Annotated in this window: 20 protein-coding genes; 10 read left to right on the top strand and 10 right to left on the bottom strand. The window is 52.0% G+C overall.

All coding sequences use genetic code 11. The features are described from left to right. The first annotated feature begins 11 nt into the window (after positions 1 to 11). Entirely contained in the window at positions 12 to 1181 is a 1170-nt protein-coding gene (locus tag AC2215_RS24315) for an aminotransferase class V-fold PLP-dependent enzyme (protein ID WP_486812608.1), read from the top strand. Between the two features lie 43 nt (positions 1182 to 1224). On the opposite strand, the gene trmD is transcribed toward AC2215_RS24315, so the two are convergent. Next, positions 1225 to 1902: a tRNA (guanosine(37)-N1)-methyltransferase TrmD gene (trmD, locus tag AC2215_RS24310; RefSeq protein ID WP_486812607.1), complete on the bottom strand. Its 678-nt coding sequence runs from the start codon at positions 1900 to 1902 to the stop codon at positions 1225 to 1227. Between the two features lie 198 nt (positions 1903 to 2100). Between trmD and AC2215_RS24305 the strand changes: the two genes are divergently transcribed. The 3 genes from AC2215_RS24305 to AC2215_RS24295 all read left to right on the top strand — a co-directional run bounded on the left by AC2215_RS24305 (position 2101) and on the right by AC2215_RS24295 (position 5349). Further along, positions 2101 to 2529: a hypothetical protein gene (locus tag AC2215_RS24305; protein ID WP_486812606.1), complete on the top strand. Its 429-nt coding sequence runs from the start codon at positions 2101 to 2103 to the stop codon at positions 2527 to 2529. Between the two features lie 137 nt (positions 2530 to 2666). Continuing rightward, the gene (locus tag AC2215_RS24300) at positions 2667 to 4952 is read left to right on the top strand and encodes a transglutaminase TgpA family protein (protein ID WP_486812605.1); all 2286 of its coding nucleotides are present in this window, start codon (positions 2667 to 2669) and stop codon (positions 4950 to 4952) included. A gap of 115 nt (positions 4953 to 5067) precedes the next feature. After that, positions 5068 to 5349: a hypothetical protein gene (locus AC2215_RS24295; protein ID WP_486812604.1), complete on the top strand. Its 282-nt coding sequence runs from the start codon at positions 5068 to 5070 to the stop codon at positions 5347 to 5349. 17 nt (positions 5350 to 5366) lie between these two features. Here AC2215_RS24295 and AC2215_RS24290 read toward each other — a convergent pair whose 3' ends face one another. Then, entirely contained in the window at positions 5367 to 5993 is a 627-nt protein-coding gene (locus AC2215_RS24290) for a response regulator (protein ID WP_486812613.1), read from the bottom strand. A gap of 555 nt (positions 5994 to 6548) precedes the next feature. Here AC2215_RS24290 and prmC point away from each other — a divergent pair. Both prmC and AC2215_RS24280 read left to right on the top strand, forming a co-directional pair. After that, complete coding sequence (prmC, locus tag AC2215_RS24285; RefSeq protein ID WP_486812612.1) at positions 6549 to 7475, top strand: peptide chain release factor N(5)-glutamine methyltransferase; 927 nt, start codon at positions 6549 to 6551, stop codon at positions 7473 to 7475. 93 nt (positions 7476 to 7568) lie between these two features. Then, positions 7569 to 7706 (top strand): hypothetical protein, encoded by a 138-nt coding sequence (locus AC2215_RS24280; protein ID WP_486812603.1) that lies wholly within the window; start codon positions 7569 to 7571, stop codon positions 7704 to 7706. 238 nt (positions 7707 to 7944) lie between these two features. On the opposite strand, the gene ppk1 is transcribed toward AC2215_RS24280, so the two are convergent. Together ppk1 and AC2215_RS24270 are read right to left on the bottom strand one after the other, a co-directional pair. Further along, a complete protein-coding gene (ppk1, locus tag AC2215_RS24275) occupies positions 7945 to 10266 on the bottom strand; it encodes a polyphosphate kinase 1 (RefSeq protein ID WP_486812602.1) in 2322 nt (773 codons plus the stop codon). Positions 10267 to 10298: 32 nt separating this feature from the next. Continuing rightward, positions 10299 to 10508, bottom strand: a complete 210-nt coding sequence (locus tag AC2215_RS24270; protein ID WP_486812601.1) for a hypothetical protein — start codon at positions 10506 to 10508, stop codon at positions 10299 to 10301. A gap of 674 nt (positions 10509 to 11182) precedes the next feature. On the opposite strand from AC2215_RS24270, the gene AC2215_RS24265 reads away from it, so the two are divergent. Next, a complete protein-coding gene (locus AC2215_RS24265; RefSeq protein WP_486812600.1) occupies positions 11183 to 12640 on the top strand; it encodes a bifunctional orotidine-5'-phosphate decarboxylase/orotate phosphoribosyltransferase in 1458 nt (485 codons plus the stop codon). Between the two features lie 95 nt (positions 12641 to 12735). Here AC2215_RS24265 and AC2215_RS24260 read toward each other — a convergent pair whose 3' ends face one another. The 6 genes from AC2215_RS24260 to petJ all read right to left on the bottom strand — a co-directional run bounded on the left by AC2215_RS24260 (position 12736) and on the right by petJ (position 21163). Continuing rightward, positions 12736 to 15948 (bottom strand): leucine-rich repeat domain-containing protein, encoded by a 3213-nt coding sequence (locus AC2215_RS24260; protein ID WP_486812599.1) that lies wholly within the window; start codon positions 15946 to 15948, stop codon positions 12736 to 12738. A 195-nt stretch (positions 15949 to 16143) separates the two neighbouring features. Next, a complete protein-coding gene (locus AC2215_RS24255) occupies positions 16144 to 16530 on the bottom strand; it encodes an endonuclease domain-containing protein (protein WP_486812598.1) in 387 nt (128 codons plus the stop codon). A 54-nt stretch (positions 16531 to 16584) separates the two neighbouring features. Beyond that, positions 16585 to 16722, bottom strand: a complete 138-nt coding sequence (locus AC2215_RS24250; protein WP_486812597.1) for a hypothetical protein — start codon at positions 16720 to 16722, stop codon at positions 16585 to 16587. A gap of 220 nt (positions 16723 to 16942) precedes the next feature. Continuing rightward, complete coding sequence (locus AC2215_RS24245; RefSeq protein ID WP_486812596.1) at positions 16943 to 18934, bottom strand: protein kinase domain-containing protein; 1992 nt, start codon at positions 18932 to 18934, stop codon at positions 16943 to 16945. Between the two features lie 248 nt (positions 18935 to 19182). Next, a complete protein-coding gene (locus tag AC2215_RS24240; RefSeq protein ID WP_486812595.1) occupies positions 19183 to 20595 on the bottom strand; it encodes a protein kinase domain-containing protein in 1413 nt (470 codons plus the stop codon). A 235-nt stretch (positions 20596 to 20830) separates the two neighbouring features. Continuing rightward, entirely contained in the window at positions 20831 to 21163 is a 333-nt protein-coding gene (gene petJ / locus AC2215_RS24235; RefSeq protein ID WP_486812594.1) for a cytochrome c6 PetJ, read from the bottom strand. An 862-nt stretch (positions 21164 to 22025) separates the two neighbouring features. On the opposite strand from petJ, the gene AC2215_RS24230 reads away from it, so the two are divergent. From AC2215_RS24230 to AC2215_RS24220, 3 genes are all read left to right on the top strand, one after another. After that, positions 22026 to 22445 (top strand): BlaI/MecI/CopY family transcriptional regulator, encoded by a 420-nt coding sequence (locus tag AC2215_RS24230; RefSeq protein WP_486812593.1) that lies wholly within the window; start codon positions 22026 to 22028, stop codon positions 22443 to 22445. Continuing rightward, on the top strand, positions 22445 to 23287 hold the full coding sequence (locus AC2215_RS24225; RefSeq protein WP_486812592.1) for a M56 family metallopeptidase: 843 nt from the start codon (positions 22445 to 22447) through the stop codon (positions 23285 to 23287). Before AC2215_RS24230 ends, AC2215_RS24225 begins: the two co-directional genes overlap by 1 nt. Before the next feature lie 186 nt (positions 23288 to 23473). Continuing rightward, positions 23474 to 23848 (top strand): hypothetical protein, encoded by a 375-nt coding sequence (locus AC2215_RS24220; RefSeq protein WP_486812591.1) that lies wholly within the window; start codon positions 23474 to 23476, stop codon positions 23846 to 23848. The last annotated feature ends 96 nt before the right edge of the window (positions 23849 to 23944 follow it).

Genomic DNA, 23944 nt, shown 5'->3' with positions numbered 1-23944 from the left:
AAACATAAACCATGTCCAAACAACAGTATCGGCAACAATTTCCCGCACTTGTGGATAAGGCGTATTTCAACTACGGCGGACAGGGACCGATGCCGCGAGGGGTGCGCGATGCCATTTTTGATGCTTACGATCGCATTCAGGAAATGGGCCCGTTCTCGGGAAAGTCCGGCGAATGGGTGGAAGTGCAAATGCAGCAGACGCGGGCGGCAATTGCGAAAAATTTGGGGGTCGCCGCAGATACGATTACCCTGACCGAAGATGTCACCGTCGGCTGTAATATCCCCCTGTGGGGCATCGATTGGCAGCCGGGACAGCATCTGCTAATCACCGATTGCGAGCATCAGGGGATTATTGCGGCGGTGGGGGAACTGCAGCGGCGATTTGGGATTGAAGTTTCGATCGCCCCTGTGATGGAAACCCTCAACGATGGCAATCCGGTGGCGGTTATCGAGCGATCGCTCCAACCCAACACCCGACTGGTGGTACTCAGTCACATTCTCTGGAATACGGGGCAGGTGCTGCCGTTGGCGGATATCGTGCGGGTTTGCCGCCAGTATAAAACGGACGGGCCGCCGGTGCAAGTTCTCGTGGATGCCGCCCAATCTGTCGGCGTGTTGCCCCTGAATCTTGCAGAAACTGGGGTTGACTTTTATGCCTTTACCGGTCACAAATGGTGGTGCGGTCCCGAAGGTGCGGGGGGGTTGTATATCCGTCCCGAAGCCCGATCCGACGTGCGTCCCACGTTTATCGGCTGGCGGGGGGTAACCCTCGATAAAAAGGGAATGCCGACGGGTTACGCATCCGGGGGAAAGCAGTTTGAAATTGCCACCTCCGCCTATCCGTTGTATGCGGGTTTGCAAAGGGCGATCGACTTTCATTGGCAATGGGGAACCGCCGAAGAACGCTACGATCGACTTTGCCGTAATAGCGGTCGTTTGTGGGAAAAACTGCGCCAAATTCCCCAAGTGACCTGTTTGAAGGCGCAACCTCCCGAAGCGGGGTTAGTCTCTTTCACGGTTGCGAATGGAAACCACAACCGCCTCGTGACATTCCTTGAATCGAAAGGGGTTTTCGTCCGCACGATTCGCAATCCCGATTGCGTCCGCGCCTGCGCCCATTATTTCACCACCGACGAGGAAATCGATCGGCTCGTAGAGGGAGTTGAAGCGTTTTTGGGATAGGTTTTGGAATTAAAAATTAAAAATGCGTGCATTTTTAATTTTTTCACTCTTCTTCCAATAAATCCGGGCGACGATCGCGAGTTCGATCGAGTTGTTGCTGGTGTCGCCAGCGAGCAATTTCACCGTGATTTCCCGATCGCAGCACGTCGGGAACGGCATACTCCCGAAAGACTGCCGGACGGGTGTAGTGGGGGTAGTCGAGTAAGCCATCTTCAAAACTTTCGGCACTGAGGGATTCCGCTTTCCCCACCGTTCCCGGTTGCAATCGCACCACCCCATCAATTAGGGCCAGAGCGGGGATTTCTCCCCCCGTCAGCACGAAGTCTCCCAGGGAAACCTCCCGCGTCACCAAATGCATCACCCGCTCGTCAATGCCCTCGTAATGACCGCAGAGGAGAACGAGTTGGTCGTAGTTTGTTGCGAGTTCTTTAAAGAGGGGTTGGTTCATCGGCTGTCCTTGAGGCGTCAGCAAAATCACCTCGCGCCGGGGGAGAACCGGCAGGGATTCGACGGCTGCAAAAATCGGTTCCGGTTTCATCACCATCCCCACGCCACCGCCGTAGGGTTCGTCATCCACGCGCCGATGCTTATCTTGGGTGAAATCGCGGGGATTGATGAGATTGACGGTAGCGATACCTTTCTCGAGGGCTTTCCCAAGCAAACTCGCACTTAGGGCACTGGTGAAAAAGTCGGGGAATAGGGTGACGATATCGAATTGCATTGATAGCAGGGGTTGAGGCGAAAGCCGCGAACTGACTCCATTATCCGATCGCGATCGCCTTTTGGGGTGGTGACGAACGGTAGCGATCGATTTGTAGAATGCAAGAATGTATAAGCACTTATGTAGATAAAGGACGATAAATTATTGGGTTAAATTTTAGTTGTATCCGCGCGAAACTCGAACCCCAATGCCTCAGTCATGGCAGACTTCATTCTCATCACCGGCGATCTCGCCATGTTCAACCCCACCTTCGGACCCGCGATCGTCACCGTACGTCCCGGTCACTTAATCGGTTCGGGCAAAAACACAATTAACAGTAAGATTATTTGCGTGGATGGGGACGAGAAAACGGTTATCGTTCCCGGTTGCCCCTACATGACTCCTCAATATAGTATTCCCGGTATGGGGATTCTTTCCATTGAGTCTCTTGCAGACAACCAGATAGCCAAGAAGACGACATCGAGCGGCAAACCCGTTCTGCTCAAAGGCGGATCGTTCAACGCCAAATTCCAAGTGGCAGTTCCGGCCCAACAACCCACCCCCGGCGGTCCCGTTCCGGATACGATTCCCCAATACTTCGGCAGCGGTACTTTTGTCACCACGAACTGTGTGTGTACAGCCACTTGAATGCCCCCGTAATTTCCAACTTTTGCGCCAAGACTTCAAAATCGAGCTTGTCCGCGTTCGGAATCGCGACGGCAAAAGTTTCTGTGTTTGAATGGAGGAGATCGAAATTCTAGGACGCTCAAAACCCGGGTGCAATCATGTCAGAGTCAGGGCAGCTATGGCAAAATATTCCCTTCATCGGTCGGATGTGGCAGCGAATCGAAGCATTACCCTCCCCCGTTCCGGAAGATTCGATCGTCCTACGAGTACTGGTTCAGTCTTTAGTCACGACCGGCATCATCGCCACCGATGTCGCGTCGGGGGAGCAAATGAGCTTGTGGGCGGTTCCCCTGAGTGCCGTCGGGGCAACTTGGAGTTGGTATCGCCGCCGCGATCGCAATGTGGTGACAAAATTTGCTCTGGCAATCGCCATGTTGCTGGCCCTGGGGAGTTTTTTGGGTAACCTCATCGGTTCTCTTAACGATACGCGATTGGTACTCGCCGAGTTGCTGATTCAAATTCAAGTGCTGCACACCTTCGATTTGCCCCGACGCAAGGATTTGGGCTACTCGATGGTCATCGGACTGATTCTGCTGGGGGTGGCGGGAACCTTAAGCCAAACCCTGACGTTCGGTCCGTTGCTGCTGCTGTTTCTCGCCTTGGCACTGCCGACGTTCGTCCTCGACTATCGCTCTCGATTGGGTCTGACTCCCACCCAACCGAAAGCCAAACGTAACCTCGATCGAATGGTGGGGTTGAAATCGACCCTTTACCTGATTCCCGTGGTGGCGGTACTGGGGTTGTTGCTATTTGCTCTCATGCCTCGAGTTCCGGGATACCAAATTCGAGCGCTTCCCGTGAGTTCCACCATTGAATTTCAAGGGGAGTTTGACGGCCGCAATATTATCAACCCCCTTGAAGGAGAGTTTGGCGAAGGGGGGAACGGCACGGGAATCGGAGAGGACGGCAACGGTTCTGGGGAAGTCGACGACCAATTGTATTACGGCTTTAGCAATCAGATCGACCAAACCCAACGGGGACAACTCACCCCCAAATTGGTGATGCGGGTGCGATCGCAAGCGAAAGGGTTTTGGCGCGTTATTGGATTCGATCGCTATACCGGACAAGGGTGGGAGATTTCGCGCCTGGAAAGCGTCCAAAAGTTTAATCGATCGAACTGGACGTTTCGATTTACCCTGCCGGGATTCTATCCCCCCAGCGGAACTCAAGAGGTGATACAAACCTATACCCTCGCAGCCGACTTGCCCAGCTTAATTCCGGCTCTCGATCGACCCAGAGAACTATATTTTCCCACGCGGCAGGTTGCTGTAGACCCGGAAGGCAGTTTGCGATCGCCGGTCCAACTCTCCGATGGATTGACCTACAGCGTCATTTCCCAGGTTCCCTATCGAGATCGTACGGCCCTGGAGAAAGCGGCGACGGAGTATGCCGATCCCATTCGGGAATACTACTTGCAAATTCCGCCCCAGATTCAGGGAAAGATTCGACAGCGCACGGAAGAAATCTTTGCTCGTTCGAGTACACCCCTCACCAATCCCTACGCGAAATCCATCTATCTGGCGCAATATCTGAAGCAAAACTATCAACTGGCTGTCGATCCGTTACAAGTGTTGTGGTTGAATCAAACGGAAGATTTAGTTGAAGGGTTTCTCTCCCAATGCGATCGTGCCGATTCTACCGCCTGTCGACCGACGGGCTACCCCGATCATTTTTCCACGGCTTTGACGGTGATGCTGCGATCGGTCGGGATTCCCGCCCGGTTGGTGGCTGGGTTTGCCCCCGGTCAGTTTAACCCGTTCACGGGATTGTACGAAGTTTGGAATACCGATGCCTATGCCATGACGGAGGTATATTTTCCCCAGTACGGCTGGTTTGCGTTCGATCCGATTCCCGGTAACGAGTTGATTCCCCCGTCCGTCAACGACTACGAAACCTTCAGCGTCCTGCGTCAGTTTTGGAAATGGGTCGCCGGACTGCTACCGGTGCGGGTGACGACATGGTTTGAAGGAATTTTCGGGGCAATGTTCGGTCTTTTCGGCTGGCTGCTGGGACGCTTTTTCCAAGGCTGGGTGGGCATTTTTACCGGACTGATTTCTTTAATCGGGTTTGGCTTTTTAGGTTGGTTGAGTTGGCAGGGGTGGCGACAGTGGCGGCGACGGCGCTGGCTGGGTAAGCTACCGGCAATGGAACGCCTTTACCAGCAACTGCTCGGTTGGTCTGCCGAACGAGGATTTCCCAAACATCCGGCACAAACCCCCCTCGAATATGCCCGCACGACCCGCCAACATTATCCCGCACCGATTGCTACGGCAATTGAGGCGATCGTTGAGGCGTACGTTCGCTGGCGTTACGGGGGAATTGCTCCGGATGTTGGGGCGATGGAACAGCATTTTTTACGATTGAAACAAAAACAGAGGAAGTGATATTGCGGTTCTTAAAATATTTTTATGAAAGTGGGGAATGAGTTGATTTATATGATAAGTTTCATGCCAATTGAAATGTATTTTTTGAAACTTCTACCAATCAGGAACTCATCCAATGGACAATGTAGAAAGTGGAACGGAAGTCAGCCTGCATTATCTCAATGGTGAAGTTGAATCTTTTACCATTCAGAGAACGGGAGAAGAATTTTACCAACAACTTCAACAGACCTCGGAGCGCCAATACTTATGCTTTCATTTGTACGATCGCAGCGTTGTTGTCAATCTCGATAAAATCCTAAAAATAGAAATACATCCGCCTTTCTACGAAATTCAAGGGGATGGCGTGTTTCCCACCGCCGAGCGCGTTACGGCGATGTTAAGGGCCGCCAGACATTAGCCCGACGCAAGTACGAACTAGACCAAACCCGATCGCAAAGCCGTCACCGCAGCCTGTACGCGATCGTTGACGGCGAGTTTGTTCATAATCCCGCGCACGTGGGTTTTAACGGTATTCGGGCTTAAAAACAGTGCCTCGCCAATTTGCCCGTTACTGTAGCCTTCCACCACCAGTTTGAGCACGTCGAGTTCGCGAGGCGAGAGTTCCCCGAACTGCTGGGTGGGAACGGGGGGTTTGAGGTGTTGGATGACGTGTTGTGCCACTTGGGGATCGAGATATGCCCCGCCTTCTCGCGCCGAATCGATCGCCGTGAGCAAGCGCTCGACGTTTGCCCCCTTCACGCAGTAGGCATCCGCACCGCTAGACAGCGCCGCCACCACTTCCGTTTGCGCCGTATAGGAGGTCATCATTACCACCCGCACGTCTGGTAGGGCTTCCTTAATCTGCCCGGTGGCCGCAATTCCATCCTGTCCCGGTAGTCCGATATCCATCACGATTAAATCCGGCTTGAGTTCGATGGCGGCTTCTACCGCAAGATACCCATCTTCAGCTTGTCCGATAACGGTAATATGCGGCTGGGAGGACAGGGCTTGTTCTAAGCCAAGCTGCATCATCGGATCGTCTTCAACAATTAAAACTCGCAGGGGGGCGGATTCTGTAGGGGCACTCATAGCGGATGACATCTTAATACTCGACTGGCCTGGATGAGAGAAACGAGCGATCGAACATCAATAGATCTGTAATTTATTCTCAACGATATTCAGGAATGGGAGTGTTGGTTGTGGAGAAGGGAAATTTAACTTAACCTCAGATCGGGCTCGAACGATTTTTGGGAAGGGTGGGGTATCGGGTATTGGGTTTGAGGTGTGGGGTTTCAAGTCTCACATCTAGCTCGTCGATTCTTCCCTTGCCGTTCGACCAATTTCCACCGATTAACCCAACCAACATCGCTTTCCCATCCCTGAAACTACCATAACCCAGACTGGGCATAAACTTAGGACAATTCTTACGCCCGATCGACCAACGCTCGGGCAGCAAGCCCGAGTCATTTCGTCATTGTATAGGATATGGCATGGTAGATATCGAAAAGCCTCAGTCCGACTCAATAAAGGTCTCATAACCGATTGAGAATCGCAAGAGAATCAAAACATATTAACCGGATGTGCCACTCCCCTGCCTCCAAAGCCCTGACGATCGATATGAACGAACCCAACTCCCCCAATCCCAAATCGTCCGTTTCCGGGTCAATTTTGTGGCAGTGGCGCATGGAAGCGCAACAAGAGGCGATCGCCGCCCAAATCGAGCCGGGGGAGGTGGATTGCTTCTTGCAGGCGCTGTCCCAACTCGATCGACTCGCTTTGAAACTGGGATCGTTTCGAGATCGCGATCGCATCGAAATTTCCATTCCCTTCGCCCAACTCCAACAACGCTGGCAGCAGCGAATTCACCAGCGAGTCCCCTTGCAATACCTCGTCGGGGTTGCCCCCTGGCGCAATTTCGAGCTGGCGGTGTCTCCAGCGGTGCTGATTCCGAGACCCGAAACCGAAGAAACGATCGAACTCGCCCGTCAAGCGGCTGAAACCGATGGCTTAGGGCGAGGGCATTGGGTGGATTTGGGAACTGGAAGCGGGGCGATCGCCCTGGGGTTAGCCCAAACTCTCCCCGATGCCACGATTCACGCCGTCGATCGCTCTACCTCAGCCCTGGAAATTGCCCGATATAACGCCGGTCAGTTGAAATTGCTCGATCGCATTCAATTTTACGCCGGAGACTGGTTTGCACCTCTAGAGGGCTTTAAAGGAGCTATTTCCGGTATGGTCTCCAACCCCCCCTATATTCCCAGCGATTGCATCGCCGCTTTGCAACCGGAAGTGAACCGGCACGAACCCCATCTGGCTCTCGATGGCGGTGCAGATGGTCTCGATTGCATCCGTCACTTGGTGGAAACCGCTCCCGACTACCTACAGCCGGGGGGCTTTTGGGCGATCGAGATGATGGCGGGACAAGCTGAGGCGGTGACGGATTTATTGCAGCAGAACGGAAACTACGATCGGGTGCGGGTGCGTCGGGATTTATCGGGAATCGAGCGATTCGTTCTCGCTCGGATGGTAAAGCGTTTGAAATGAAACTTGAGCTGCGACTATTTTTCTAACGTCAGTTTTGGATAAGACTATTTCCGGTGAGGGCGGGGAATGGGGAATGGGGAATGGGGAATCGGGATGAAGTACTTTGCTCCCCAGCAACCAGATGTCGCCAGTGCGATCGCTTCGCTCATCAAGAGGCTTGCCAACCGCCCGAATCTCACCCAGAGTCGGCATCCCGTCGACGTCGCGGTCGCAAAACTGACGTTTTTCTAGGCTGTGTTGACATTTGGCGTTCAACCCCATGTGATGACTGAATTTCATCTGTACGATCGTAACGCTATAAACCTGAAATGCGCTTTAAAAATGCATCTTGAAAAGTTGAACGGGACTCAAACCAACACCGCTCGCGATGCACGCAAAATGCGCCCATCAAAAATGCTTACGGTGTATAACTTTCTCAAATACCCCACACCCCACACCCTACACCCCATTCCCCTTTTTCCCAACAACTCTATTGCATCACCATTTCCATCAAAACTTTCTGGGACGATAGCGTTAAACTTTCTTCCGGGGGGCGGCGTTGAATGTAGGTGCCATCGGGTTGTAACTCCCAAGCTTGGCGATTATCCGAAAGCATGACGCCGAGAATTTCTTGTAAGTCTTTTGCCAGTTCCGGGCGTTCGATGGGGGTAATCGCTTCTACGCGACGATTGAGGTTGCGCGGCATCCAATCGGCACTGCCGATATAAACTTTTTCGTCTCCCCCATTTTGGAAGTAAAAAATGCGGGAATGTTCCAAAAAGCGACCGACAATACTAATGACGCGAATATTTTCGCTGACTCCCTTTACTCCCGGTCGCAAACAACAAATCCCGCGAACGATGAGGTCGATTTTCACCCCAGCTTGGGATGCTTCGTAGAGGGTGGCGATAATTTCACGATCGACTAAAGAGTTCATTTTCGCCACAATGCGTCCGTCTTTTCCCTCTTCGACGTGCTGGATTTCTTGACGAATCAAAGACAGCATTCGCTCGCGCATATTCACCGGGGCGATGAGTAACTTGCGATAGGACTTTTGCCGGGAATACCCCGTTAAATAATTAAACAAATCCGTCAGATCCGCCCCTAAATCGTCATCGCAACTGAATAGTCCCAAATCCGTATAGAGTTTGGCGGTTTTGGGATTGTAATTTCCCGTACCGATGTGGACGTAGCGGCGGATGCGATCGTCCTCTCGTCGCACCACCATGGCAATTTTCGTGTGAGTTTTCAGGCCCACTAAACCGTACACGACGTGGACTCCCGACTGTTCCAACGTTCGCGCCCAGATGATATTATTTTCTTCATCGAATCGGGCTTTGAGTTCCACCAAAACCGCCACTTGTTTGCCATTTTCCGCTGCGGTGACCAGGGCCGCGATCGCCGGCGAATCTCCCGACGTACGGTACAGGGTCATTTTAATGGCCAAGACATCGGGATCGCGAGCCGCTTGGGTGATGAAATGCTGGACGCTTGCCGTAAAGGATTGATAGGGATGGTGGACGAGTAAATCCCCCCGATCGCGAATTTCGGCAAAGAAATCCCCTTTTGTTTCTTTTCCCGAGGAAGATTCGAGATTCAATCGACGCAAGCGAGGCGGCACCACCCAAGACCAAGGAACATCTTTGAGTTTCGGCAGCGGCAGGGACATAAACGACATCACATCCCCCAACCCCAGCAATCCTTCCACTTCGTAGACATCGCTGGGTTTGAGTTCCATTTCCCGGATCAGCATTTCCCGAATGCCATCGGGGAGGGTGGACTGGACTTCAACGCGCACCACCGAACCCCCCGATCTCCGCTTGCGCAATTCTTCCTCGATCGCCAACATCAAGTCGTCCGCTTCGTCTTCTTCCACTTCTAAGTTGGCGTGGCGGGTAATGCGGAATGGATGGTACTCGAGAATATTCATCCCCGGAAACAACCCATCCAAATTATGAGCGACCACCTGTTCGAGGGGAACTCCCATCCAAATCGTCGGTGTATCGGAGTTGGAGTTCCACAGGGAGTCGGGAAGGCGAACGAACCGGGGTAAAACCTTGGGGACTTTCAGCCGCGCAAAATATTCTTTCTTCGTTTCCGGGTCTTTGACCACCACGGCCAGGTTGAGGCTGAGGTTGGAGATGTAGGGAAAGGGGTGACCCGGATCGACGGCGAGGGGAGTGAGGACGGGAAAAATTTGCTCCTCGAAGAAACGACGCAAGTGGGTCCGCTGCTCGCTATCTAAATCGATATAATCGAGCAAGTAAATGCCACGATCGGCCAGCAGAGGACGCAATTCCGTCTCGAAGTGATGGTGCTGTTCGGTGACGATGGGGATGAGGCGATCGCGAATATCGTCGAGTTGTTGTTGGGGGGTACGACCGTCGGGGGTGAGTTTGCTGACTTTGGCATCCACCTGACTTTGCAGTCCGGCGACGCGCACCATAAAAAACTCATCGAGGTTACTGCTGAAAATGCCGTGAAATTTCAACCGTTCCAACAAAGGCGTTCGCGGGTCGAGGGCTTCGTTGAGGACTCTGCGGTTAAATTCGAGCCAGCTTAGTTCTCGGTTGAAATAATATTGGGAATCCTCGAGGTCGATGGGGGGGGTTTCGTCTTTTTCCGTGTCTTTGACCGTTGTGGCGGTGGCCTTCGCTGCGGTTTTGGCTTTAGTCGAACGAGTGGTTGCAGGTTCGCTCTTGTCCCCATCGGTCTTCGCGGTTTTTCCTTTTGCCGATGGGGATTTCGTCGTTTCTATTTTGTCTGAGTCTGGGTGGGGGGTATCTGAGGTAGACTTTTTCGGTTTCGCCATAACTTTTGAATCAAAAAACGTTTAAGAAACGTCTAAAAAACATCATTTTCTATCCCCACCCACCACTTACCAAGATTCATTAAGTCTGCATGGATATCGGCAAGTTGCTCGATATATTCTTTATGAGACAGTGTCTCCCGGCGCTCTTCGAGCTTTTTTAAACGGAGTTGAATCAGCAACCAAGGTTTTGAGATTCCGTTGGTTTCTTCTATGTATTTTGCCAGGTTTTCGCTATTAAACATCAGTGATTTGAATATTTGTATGGTTCGATAAGAATTGGGTAGAGTTTGAAAATTGAAGCGATCGCCGTCGATCGCACTCGAAGGATGGATTTTAACTCACCCCATTCTCCCAGAATTTGGTCCCTCCAACGGAGCGATCGATGGAAAATGGACCCTCATGGGACTTTTTCGATCGCAGTGTATAGCAGTCCCGGCCGGTATCATTACAAATTTTTAGTCATGGGGAACGGGGAATAGGGAATGGGGAATGGAAAAAACCGATTTTTTCGATTCGTGTAAATAAACCAGTCCGCGTAGCGCTATATGTCGCGTTCGTGGCAGATGCAGATGCGATCGCAGAAGTTTGTTCTTCTTCACCCTTGGAAATTCAAGTCACAAATGAGAAAATCGGCGTTAGACAGTCTTGGGAAACGATCGCCCGAATCCTTGAAAACTCAAATTTCAACCCATTGAAAATCGACAATCTCAACTCTATAGTGTTTCTCGAATAGATGAGGTACGGAAGATCCCCCTAAATCCCCCTTATGAAGGGGGACTTGAGATTTAACTGATTTGAGAACCGCTATAAAATTCGATCGCCCCACGTGCAACTTTGAGCCAAGCTACGTGGTGTCGCGAACAAACAAATTCCCCCTTTCCCCGGCGTTGTCAGGTTTTGGAGAACTCAGTTACCCATGGCGTCAATCGTGAATTTTTACGAGAAATTAAATGCGGCGATCGCCCGCAATCGCAGTGTACTCGTCGTCGCCCTCGATCCCAACCCGGAAATGATGCCCCGAGGCGATCGAACCAACGGCGAACTGGCGACAGAGGAACTGGTGGCGAATCTCAAAGATTGGTTGGCGGGGGTTATCGATGCCACGGGCGATCGGGTTTGCGCTTACAAGCCCACCCTGGGATTCTACCAAGCCCTGGGTACTGCCGGTTTGGAACTGCTCTCCCAAGTACTGGCGATGATTCCCGATTCGATGCCGGTGATTCTCGATGCCAAACACGGCGATCTCAATACCAGCAGCGTTTTGGCGAAAACGGTGTTTGAAGGGTGGGGGGTGGATGGCATTACCCTCAATCCCTATGCCGGACAGGATTTGGTTGCGCCGTTTTTGATGTACCCGGAGAAGGCGGCGTTTGTCCTGTGTCGCACGTCGAATCCGGCGGAGGCGTTGCAGGAATATCCCAACCCCGAATCGCCCTTTTACTTGCAACTGGTGGAAGAGGCGAAAGCCTGGGGAATGCCGGAACAACTGGGATTGGAGGTGGGAACGACTTCGGCGGAAGTGCTGGGGAAGGTGCGATCGATCGCCCCGGAACGGACAATTCTCACCCGCAGTCTTTGGGGGGGAAAGGATGTGGAGAAGATTCTGATGGCGGGTTTGAATGCCAGCGGAGAGGGATTGTTGGTTCCCGTACCCCAGGATTTTCTCGGGCGGGAGAATCTGGCAGCAGAGGTGGATACCCTCAATCAGAATCTCGATCGAATTCGCGATCGCGTCAGTCAAGAAAATGCCAGTTGCCAGTTGTGGATGCCCGATGTTTGCATCTTGGAGAAACACCCCCATCAAGATTTAATTTTGCAACTGTTCGATATTGGTTGCATTTTGTTTGGCGATTACGTGCAAGCCTCGGGGGCGACTTTTGCCCATTACATCGACTTGCGCAAAATTATTTCCAACCCCCAAGTGTTCGATCGGGTTCTCCATGCCTACGGGGAGATTCTGCAAGGGTTGAAATTCGATCGCATTGCTGGAATTCCCTACGGTTCTCTGCCGACGGCGACGGGTTTATCGCTTCAGTTGGAACGCCCGATGATTTTCCCCCGCAAGGAAGTGAAAGCTCACGGAACTCGACGGGCGATCGAAGGGGATTTTGCTGCTGGGGAAACGGTGGTGGTGGTGGATGATATTTTAATCACTGGCAATAGCGCTATGGAAGGGGCGGCAAAACTCGAATCGGCGGGATTGGTGGTGGAGGATATCGTGGTATTGCTCGATCGGGGGGAAGCGGTGAGGAATTACCTCGAAGAAAATGGATATCGCGCCCATTCGGTGTTATCGATTTTTGAGGTGGCAGATACGCTGTTGAAGTCGGGGCGGATTACGTCGGAACAGGCAGCAGCATTATGTCACGAATAAGTGGGTTTTGAGGCGATCGATGATGTATTCGATCGATACGCGCAGCAAGCTAAATAGGTTGTCGATCGTTTGACGTAATAATTGATATGGCTACATTAAAAGGGGATTTCATCCTCAACTTTCAGACCCATCTCCTGCCACTGTTTTATGTTGTTATCATCGGCTGTATAAATTGTCAGGTCGGGCAAGTGCTTTAAAGGAGAGACATCCGCGACTTGGGTTCCCGACAAATACAATTTTTGGAGCTGAGTCAGTTCCCTCACAGGTGACAAATCTGCGAGCTTGGTTTCCGACAAATCCAATCTTTGGAGCTGAGTCAGTTCCCTCACAGGTGACAAATCTGTCACTTGAGTTCCTGACAAATTCAATGTTTGGAGCTGAGTTAGTCCCCTCAGAAGGGAAAAGTCCGTCACTTGGGTTCCTGACAAATTCAATGTTTGGAGCTGAATCAGTTCCCTTACAGGTGACAAATCTGCGAGCTTGGTTTCCGACAAATCCAATCTTTGGAGCTGAGTCAGTTCCCTCAGAAGGGAAAAGTCCGTCACTTGGGTTCCTGACAAATTCAATGTTTGGAGCTGAATCAGTTCCCTCACAGGTGACAAATCTGCGAGTGGGGTTCTCGACAAATTCAATGTTTGGAGTTGAGTCAGTCCACTCAAGGGAGATATATCTGAGATTCGAGCATTCCATAAATTCAATGTTTGGAGTTGAGTCAGTCCGCTCAAAGGGGATATATCTGAGATTCGAGTGTTCCATAAATCCAATTTCTGGAGCTGAGTTAGTCCGCTCAAAGGTGACAAATCCGTGACTGTGCTGTGAAAAACAATTAATTGCTGGAGCTGAGCTAGTGTACTCAGAGGTGATAAATCAGAGAGTTGAGAGCTTCCTAAAGTTAGTGTTTTTAGATGAGATAAAACCTTTGGGACATAAATATTCCGCTCGAAAACATCCCATCCCCTTCCAATAGCCTGACAAATTAAGTTTCGATCTCTTTGTGACTCAAACACAGCTTTTGCGTAATCCACTAGGAGTTGCATCGCTGCATTCGTGCCAATCTGCACCAAGGCTTCAATACATTGACAGGCTTCGTCCGCACCATAGTGGGATTCGTACTGGAGTAAGGGAACCACTTCATTCCCCGCTTTGACAACGATCGCCACTTTCTCCTCATCTTTGGGCGGTAGCAGTTCTTTCGCACAGGCTAAAACCCGATCGCGCGTGGCGGGTTCGACGGTTGTTGCCGTTTCCAAACACGCCACCGCCAGGAAATGGAGGTAGTTTTTCGTTTCCGGCTCGCTGTTACCTTTCTCGATGAGAAAATTGAGGAGTTGGACTCGCTCCGGAAGACGTGCCAAACCGGCCGCGACGATAATCGATTCTCGCCATTGGTCGTCCGTTGCTTTTGCCAATAGCTCCTCCAGGCTATCGTCATCCAGTGCCGCTTTTGCTGCTAAATATTCTTGAAACGTGCGATGGGCAAAATCGATCTGCCCCACCACGGGTTGCCGCAGGAGTGCCGCGCGATCGACAAACAGATCGCGAATCTGCTTGCCCGTTATCTCGGCGGGCAGACTGGTCTTTTTTAACTCCCCCTCAAAATGACTGTCAACTCGATCGGCTTCTAAATCCGAACGGTTCAAACGCATCAGCTTCAATGCCAGACTCTGAAGCAGTTCGATCTTTTGCGATTCGTTGAGTCCAGTGGGATAGGTGGTATCCAGGGGAATTTTCCGGCCGGCATCTCGCCGATTCAACAACATATCGATACATTCTCGATACAGCTCTAACCTGGCACTTGGTAGGGTTTCCAGGCGCTCCCAGTGCAACGCGCAAATCATCGCACAGAGCAAGGGCGTAGATGCCAGTCGCCGCAGTTCCGATCGCTGGCGCAACTGTCGCTGCAAGTTCTCTGCCGTTTGCGTTGGATCTTTGGGCGGGTTGCAAGAGAGTTCGTCCCCAGGCAAAGCCGAGTGCCATCGAGTCACAAACTCATCTACATTCGCCGCACTCATGGGTTCGAGAGTCAGATTCACAAACCCCTCTCCTTGCACCCAATCTTCCCATTCCGCCCACGCTTCTCCCCCCGCATCCTTCAATCCCGACGGGCGCGACGTAACGATGTAGGTAGCCTGACTAAAATCGCGAACTAAATCCTTCAACGCCTCGAAAAAGTCTTGCCGTTCTCCTCTGGGCAGCTCATCCACCCCATCAATCAATACCAGGGCTTGTCCGCGATCGAGATATCCATGCACCCAATCCGGAGGCATCGTCGCGGCAAAGTTACGGGCGATCGGTTTGGGAAACTGTTCCGGTGTGGGAAAGCCCTTCTCCACCAAACCTCGCAATCGAATGAAGAAGGGGATTTTGCAATTCCAATGGTGTAATTCTTCCGGGAAATTCTGGCTAGCCGCCCGTACTGCCAGCCATTGCAGCAGCGTACTTTTGCCCGCCCCCGCCCCACCTCGAATCACGAATCGTCGGCGATCGCGCAGTGCCTCGTCGATACTGCGAGATTGTCGCCCCAATTTCGAGAGCGATCGTTCCTCACCCATTAACGTGAGCGGGAATTTTCGATCGTCGTCATCCCCTTCACCCGTGCCGCTCACCGAGAGGGTAATATAGGCCATACTCAAACTCTGACGACTCGTCAGCCGATCCCGCTTGGGCAATCCAAAGACTTCGAGGCGATCGAATTCGTCTTTGACGATGTGGCGATAGCGCCGTGCAAATTCATCGGCGGCTTGAATGGACTGCTCTCGCAACGCTTGCACCTGGTTGGCAATCGCTTCCAATCGCTGTAAAGTTTCGGCTGCCGTACTCAGGGCAAAGCCTTCGAGTTGCGGTGCGGTTTCGATCGCGATTTGACTCACTACCGTAATAGTTTGTCGATAGAGCGTTGTTTCGTGGGGGGAGAAATGGCGAGTCACCTGCGGATTGACATCGAGAAGATGTTGTTTGAGTTGTTCGGCATCCAAACTCATCTGTGCCAAGGAATCTAACGTTAGCCTTGCCTTAATCAAGGTTTCCGCCACCCCCGAGACGATCGCATATTGACTTTCTGCGTCTATATTCTTTGCCTCGCGATCGAACAGCACTTGCATTGCCGTTTGAAGCTGCTGGGCAATGGGTTCGACCTTCTCCAACAATACTTTCTCGTCTTCTGAAGAACCCAACAATTCACCAATTGCCGCGTCGATTTCTTGTCCGACAATGGCATTTTTGAGTTTCGACTTTACGTCAAACGATTCCAATAAGAGTTTAGCGAGGGGAGGGGCAACAACTTTGAGGGCATTTAAAGAGAAAGACATTCCGAAAAGAGGGCGATCGGTGATGATTTGGCAGGAATATCTCAGTATGACTTAGTTTTTCTTGAATTTCAGCCACGGATCGAGTTGCATATTTTTAGATCGGAGTTCGGGCTGAATCGATCTCGATCCCCCCTTATTAAGGGGGGAACTTGAGAAGTCTCCCAAAAGAAAAGGACGCGACTCTACAAGTCCCCCTTAATAAGGGGGATTTAGGGGGATCTCCTCAGCAATCTTGCAACAAACGCCCTCAAAATCCTTCATCACCGCATCATTCGTAAACCGTATCACTTTCAAACCATAACCTGCCAAAATTCCCGTTCTCTCTAAGTCATAGGCTTGCCCTTCATCGGTAAAATGGCTCTCACCATCAATTTCGATAACCAGTTTCAATGCCGCACAATAACAATCCACAATAAAGCGATCGATCGGACGCTGCCGTAAGATTCGTAAGGGAAGTTTTCTCAGGTATCCTCGCCAGAGTTTCTTCTCGGCTGGGGTGGGGTTTTGACGTAATTCTTTAGCCCTTGCTACCAGTTTAGGGCTGTAGGGAAGATGAAAGTTACTGGTGTTTAGTTGAGTCATTCGATCCCCCCAACCCCCCTTACTAAGGGGGGCTTTTTCATTTCGTTTGTCTCTTTAATTTCTTGTAGGCGGAACCAATGTGTCCGTTGTCAGATGAGTGGCTGGGGTCGGGTTTTGATGTAATTCTTTGGTTTTTGTCACCAGTTTGGGGTTGTAGGGAAGATGAAAGTTACTGGTGTTTAGTTGAGTCATTCGATCCCCCCAACCCCCCTTACTAAGGGGGGCTTTTTCATTTCGTTTGTCTCTTGATTTGTTCTGTGCGGACTATTCCAATTCCCCCTGGTTAAAAAGGAAGGCTTTGTCGTTTCGTTTGTCTTTTGATTTGTTCTGTGCGGACTATTCCAATTCCCCCCTTATGAAGGGGGGTTAGGGGGGATCGCCCTCTGAAATTAAAAACGATCGCCCTTTCCATCTACTGCTTCCACTGCCAGTGACGGGCGCAAGGACTCCACAACTCGATCTTCGTATCCGAACTGCCACTCACGAGCAATCCCTGACGGCTGTAGGCTAAATCCGCCATCCCCGAGTGGGGTTTGAGTTTCGCCATCGCCCGACCGGAATCCGACTTCCACAGCCGAATCGTCCCGTCCAAATCGCTACTCGCAAAACTGCGACCGGAGGGGCTAAAAGCCAGAGACCGCACTAACTTGGGATGGGCGCTGATGCTGCGTTCGCGCCGTCCCTTCCTCAAATTCCAAAGTTGGATCGTGCCATCTTTGCCCCCACTGAGTAACGTCCGACCGTCGGGGCTGATATCGAGGGACCACACCGGGGTATTGGGATGCAGTGTCGATTCGACCTGTCCGGTGCGGGAATCCCACACCATCACCGTTCCGTCCGTACTCCCACTGGCGAGGGTATGACCGTCAACGCTGAAGGCAACGGCATTCACCTTATCGGTATGGTCGCGCAAAGTGCGCCGCAGATGGGCGTGTCCGGTGGTTCGCACCGTCCACAGCCGCACCGTCCCATCTTCCCCTCCACTGGCAAGGGTACGACCGTTGGCACTAAACGCCACGGCATACACGTCGTTCGTATGACCGTAGAGGGTATCGACGAGCTTGCCGGTTTCCAGGTTCCAAATTTTCACCGTCCGGTCTTCGCTGGCACTGGCGAGGAAGCGACCGTTGGGACTCACCGCCAGTTCCCATACCGCTTTCGAATGACCGAGCAAAATGCGATCGGGCTGGCAGGGCATGGATTTGAGACAGTCGCGATCGAGATTGTGGACTTGGATGGTGCCGTCGGAACCGCCACTGATGACGGTGCGGCCGTTGGGACTCACCGCCACAGACCAAATCGAACCCCAGCCGGAGGACAGGGTTTGGGTGGCAATCCCCGAAGGCAGTTGGGGCGTGGGTTTCTGGGGTAGTTTCCGGGGTTGGGGAATTAAGGTGGGGTTGGGGGATGTGCTTTGAAATGCCGTCCGGGGAATCGTCGGACCCTGAAGGGAATGCAGGGCGCTCATCCCCACCGCGAGGGTCGTGCAACCCAAGGCTGCAAACTGCCATTTTTTCGGCTGGGGAACGGGGAACACCGGCGTCAGGGCGGAGTTCAAGTCTTTGAGTACCTCGTCGGCCGTCCGATAGCGGTCTTTGGGAGAATAGGCGAGCATCCGATCGAGAATTCGTCCCAAGTGGCGGCTGACGGAGTTGTGGCCCGACGAACGCTTCAGATGCGATCGCCAAATCCAGCGATCGGTACGGGCATCGAACAAGCTGAAGGGATCGAGATCGGTGAGCAGGTGAACGCAGACAACTCCCAAACTATACAAGTCGCTGCTGGCAACGGCTTGACCTCGGATTTGTTCGGGGGCGGCATATTCGGGAGAACCGGACATCTCCCCAGTCACGGTGGGATATTTGTATTTGCTCAGTTGCGCCGAGGCCAACCCCACCAAGGCAATAGAACCGTCTTCGCGGCGCAGTAGATTTTCCGGTCGGATATCCCGATGCACCAAACCCCGATCGCTCACCTGTTGCAACACCGGTAAAATTTGAGCGAGCAAGTCCCGAATTTGTGCTTCTGCAAACCAACCTTCGAGTTCTAATTCCCGTTCTAAATCGGTACCTTCGATATATTCGCGCACGATGTAGCGATAGTCGTCGCGATCGAAGGATGCCCAGAGGGCGGGTACTTGTGGATGTCGTCCCAACTCGTCGAAGCGATCGACGATCTGAGGGGAAGGGGCGGCCTTAGAGTTATATTGCTCGATAATACACTGAGGCTGAGCCGGTCGATCTTCATCGATGGCTAAAAAGGTTTGTCGATCGCTTCGACCACCGAGCTTTTGCAGGATTCGATAGCGATCTTTGAGCCGTAATGGCGATCCGCAACTCTGACAAATTTCGACTGGGTTGGGATTTTGAGGGGTGAGGCACTCAGGGTTCAAACAGTAGCTCATAAGTTCTATCCGCAAGCTCGATGTGTATATAATAAGCCGTCCTTTCAAAGGCGGCTACTTAAATTTTGTTCCTTCTATAGATTTTCTGACTTATTATCGATTCGGGAATGGCAATTGGGATTAACGCTTCGGTGCAACTTCACGCTCCAAAACCGGATAAAGCCCGCAGAAGGGAAAGGGTTCGGGGGAAACGGAGAATTTAGATCCCGATCGCGCCCTCAGAAATCGTAAAGTGAGACGTGGCGCGGTTACTTTAACAACGTTTCCCAAGCCTCCCACAACAGTCTCGATCTCGCTTCGACGTTATTGGGGAGTAACTGTCGGGCTTTCTCCAAACACTGTCGGGCTTCTAGGTCTTCCCCCAACTGCCCCACGGCGACCCCCAAACACAACCAAACCCCAGGTTGATTCGGTTGAAATTGCAAACATTTGAGGTAACTTTCAACGGCTTGGCGATATTGTTGCGATTTGTAAGATAAACGGCCGATTTCGCCCCAACCTGGGGCAAAATTCGGTTGAATTTCCACGGTTTTTCGATAGCAGTAAAGGGCATCGGCATGGCGCTCGAGTTTGAGGTACAAATTGCCTTTTTTATACCAAGCTTTGTGATTGTTCGGGTTAATGGCGATCGCCCGATCGTACATAGAAAGCGCCCCTTTGGCATTGCCGAATTCCTGGGCAATTTGACCGACGAGGGCTTGGGGAATGCCCCCCAGCAACCGATTGAATAGGGACGGGTTCGCCTGGGGTGGGGTGACGTTGGGCGGCGAGAGGGGGGGTAGGTTCCGCACCGCTTGCAGGGCATCCCCCGCACTGGGGTAGCGTTGGCTCAAACTCGCCTGCAATAAGCGATCGAGCAGTTGCCCCAGGGGTTCGCCGATCGGTTGGGCAAGGTAGTCTCGCCACCGCCAGCGACTTTCGGCTGCCTCGAACAGTTCAAAGGGAGTCATTCCCGTCAGCAGGCGGATGCACGTCACCCCCAAACTGTAGAGATCGCTGGCGGGAACCGCCCGTCCTTGCAACTGTTCCGGTGCGGTATACCCCGCAGACCCGATGGTGGTTCCCAGGGGTTCGTTGGGGTTGCCCGTCATCACTTTACTCGCCCCAAAATCCACCAACACCAGTTCCGCTTCCGAGCCAGACGAGCGACGGCGAATGATATTATCGGGTTTGATATCTCGGTGAATGACTTGGCGATCGTGAACGAATTGCAACACCGGCAGTAATTGCAGGAGAAGGGCGCGAATCTGCGCTTCATTCAAAGGGCCATCGCCGTCGAGTTCTTCTTCCAAATCTCGACCGTCGATCCATTGTTGCACCAAATAGAGGCGTTGGTTTTGTTCGAAATGAGCCAGTAGTTCGGGAATTTGGGCATGTTTCCCCAGTTCGTCGAGGCGGGCGGCTTCCCGACGAAATAACTCCGCCGCTTTGGGCAGGGCGGCATGGGCGGAGGCGGGGAAAAACTGTTTGATGACGCACAGGGATTGCGAGGGTTTGTACTCATCCACGGCGAGGAACGTGCGCCCGAATCCGCCAATGGCGATCGGTTTGAGGGCTCGATAGCGATCGCCTAAGCGCAACGGCGAACCACAACTCTGACAAAACCGGGAATCTTTGGGATTTTGCGGCTTTTTGCACTGGGGATTGAGACAATGACTCATCGAGGGGCGATCGGTAGCACTGTTTCTATAGCATTAACTCAGGATGCCCCGAACGGCAACAATCCCTGGCGACACTTTTTCTCCAAAAGTCTATTTCCTTTTGCCCCACATCCCACACCCCATCCTCAAAACAATATCGCTCCGGCCAGGTTAAGGGAACAACACCTTTGCTGAGTCCTCAACATTTCCAGAGCGATATAAAATTCGAGCGGGTATCGATCGAGATTAGATGCGATTACCAACCTTTCTCAGATTGTTCGAGCACGTAAGCCGCAACATTTTCAATTTGGTCGGGCTTCAAACGACCCCGGAATGAAGGCATGGCTGCTTTACCGTTCGTGACTTGGTAAACAATTTTCTCCATGGAGTTCATGCCGTATTTTTCTAAATCCGACTTCGCCAAGGTTTTCATGGGATTGACGACATTTTTCCCACCCATGTGGCAAGCCGCGCAGTTGGCAGCAAAAACGCCTTTACCCGCAGCAGCATCAGCAGCAAGTGCGGGACTAGAAAATGTCAGAGAAATGGCAGCGAAAGCCAGTATAATTACGGAAACGAGCTTCTTCAAAATGGTTCTCCTCAGTTTGGACAATGCGTATCCAATCGCTATGGTCGGTAATGGAAAGAGGAATGTCAAAAGACAAAGCGTCAAACTTTAATTTTTATAAAATTTAATGCTTTTTGAACGGAAAGCATGTACCGCGGTTGGGGCGCTTTTACGGTTCTAATATACGATTCAGATCTGATGTCGTGCCAGACCCGTCATGATTGATTGTGAGGGTTGTACGCAAGACCCGATCGATCGCTGACGATTTTCTTTAGATTGCCAAAGAGCGATCGGATCGAACTGTCGGAATGCTTGTAATTATTTAGATCCGATCGCCACGCAGTTAAATAACCGTTCAATATCGGGATTCCACTCAGGACTAATTCGACCCTCGATGGACATTTCCTATTGAGGTGACGTGCGGCTTTTTCCACGTCTTAGATGTTTGTCCTTTGAACTCACTCATCATTTGGAGATGCCAGCCTATTAAATCAGTAAATATTGGGTCTGATGATTATCGGTTTTCTCTCGCATTGTTGGTGATGTTCGATCGGTTTTGAATCGGCTTTTACCTCACTCTAACGATATTTCAAAATCGTCAGACCGATAATTAGACTGTGGGATGATGCGTTTTGTCGTCTAACCTACATATGGTAAAAAAACTTCAATCAATTTTTATTCCGAATTCATGCATTTTTTATTTCCCCCCCCTTCCTCCTTTTCCTCTAGAAGTCTAATGGGTAATGTCCATTAGACGGTAACCGGTTTCGAGTGTCTTGTGAAAAGTGCGAACAATTGAGAGAAATCATTAACAAAAATTACACCGAGTTCTCAATCCGGTAGAATACACCATAGCAATCTAGCCAACTCTTATTCCGAATCTATGGCTGCCCTGCCAGATTACCGTCCCAAGCAACTCTCCCTCGGACCCCTCGAAGCAGAAATTCTAGAAATCGTTCAGACCCTCGGATCGGCAACGGTTAAAGAAGTTCACGATCGCATCCTTGCCGATCCCGATCGAGAACTCGCCTACGCCTCCGTCACCACCATCCTCAATCGCCTCGCCCAGAAAGGTTGGTTGACGTGCGACAAGCAAAAACGAGCATTTCTCTGGCGGGCGTTGGTCACTCGGGAAGAAGGGCAAGCCATTGAAGCCCACGATCGATTGCAGAAATTTCTGGCCGTGGGCAACCCCGATGTGGTGGCAGCCTTTGCCGATAGTCTCGATCGCGCCAGCCTCGACAAACTCGAGGCGATCGCCCAGCGCCTGCAAGCCGCGCGCCAAGCCAGGGAGGACGGATAATGCACCTGGCAATGATTGTAGTGGTTTCGGGATTGGCTTGGGCAATGAGAGGGTTTGTCCCCGACGATACTCTCGACGATAGTCAACGGTGGCAGCGGGCTTTGATATATTTTCTGTTTTCTCCCCTGTTGCTGGTGGCGACAGCAGTGGCGATCGCCTGTATGGGCACTCGGGGTAACATGGTGAGTTGGTACGACGGTTGGCTCAGTTACCTGATCGCGGTGGGATTTCTGGGAGTCACGGTGCTGTTGTGGGCAACTCTGGTCCGAGAGGCGATGCGATCGATTCGGCGAATTCGCACCTATCCCCAACAGACTTTTGCCGGTCAAACCGGTCGCCTCCTAGACGATGCGATTGCCTTCAGCGCTCAAATTGGCCTGTGGCAGCCGGAGTTAGTGGTCAGTCGGGGACTCCTAGACACCCTCGACAACGAACACCTCGAAGCCGTTCTCGCCCACGAACTCGCCCACCGACACTACCGCGATACCTTCTGGTTCTTCTGGTTGGGCTGGATTCGCCGCTGTACCTTTTGGTTGCCCAATACAGAAGCCTGGTGGCAAGAGTTGCTGTTGCTGCGAGAAAAACGGGCCGATCGATGGGCCGCCCGTCGGGTGGATCCCCTCTTACTGGCAGAATCCTTGCTGTTCGTGGTGCGATCGCCCCTGGAACAGTCGGAAAGCTTCTGTGCTGCCTTCAGTCGTCCGACCCCCCAAACCCGCCTCGAAGAACGAATCGATGCTCTCCTCATGGAAACATCCGCCTCCAAACCCGCCAGTTTGTGGAACTTGATGGGTTTATTGGTTGCCCTAGTTCCATTACTGGTCATTCCGTTTCATTCTTAGGGTGGGGAATGGGGAATGGGGTGTTGGGAAGAAGGAAGAATTTAGCCTCCTCTGCCTCCAAAACCCGAATTCCTCGAACGTCCCAACAAGATATGTAAAGTGTCGCTCGAACTCTAGTGGATTCACTTAGGATTGAAGTAAGGGTTAATCCAAATTCGGTACGAATCTCGGTGGAGGAATTTCAGGATGAATCAAAAATTGGCGATCGCCATCGCGATCGGGACTTGGATTTCGAGCTGTCCGACAGTTTGGGGTCAAGACAACCGGGGAGGGCAAAATCGCACCCTCGAAGATGTGGACACCGTCAGCGACGTTCCGCGCGGTACGACGGGAGAAGTTAGCAGTATCGTCCCTCAAATTCCCAACCCGTTTTCGACGACTCCCCCCCAACCCGAATACAGAGAATTTAGAGGCCGATTTCCGCGGCAGACAAATTCCTATATTCTCTACCACGATTCCGTCTTCGAGACCCTCATCGGCGACGATGACGTGAGACTGAAGGTGGAATTCGAGCCTTACCGAGATGGGGGCAATTTGGAATTCGGCCTTCCGGTAGAGTAAATGGAAACTCGGTAACCCGATCGGGGGAGGATAAGGGGACGAGTCGGACAATTGAGCGTTCCCTCTCCCCAAGCAACGCCTGCTCCCAAAACCCCC

Source organism: Zarconia sp., assembly GCF_057467645.1.
The sequence above is the reverse complement of the archived record's forward strand: the minus strand, read 5'-3'. Positions and strand labels throughout refer to the sequence as shown.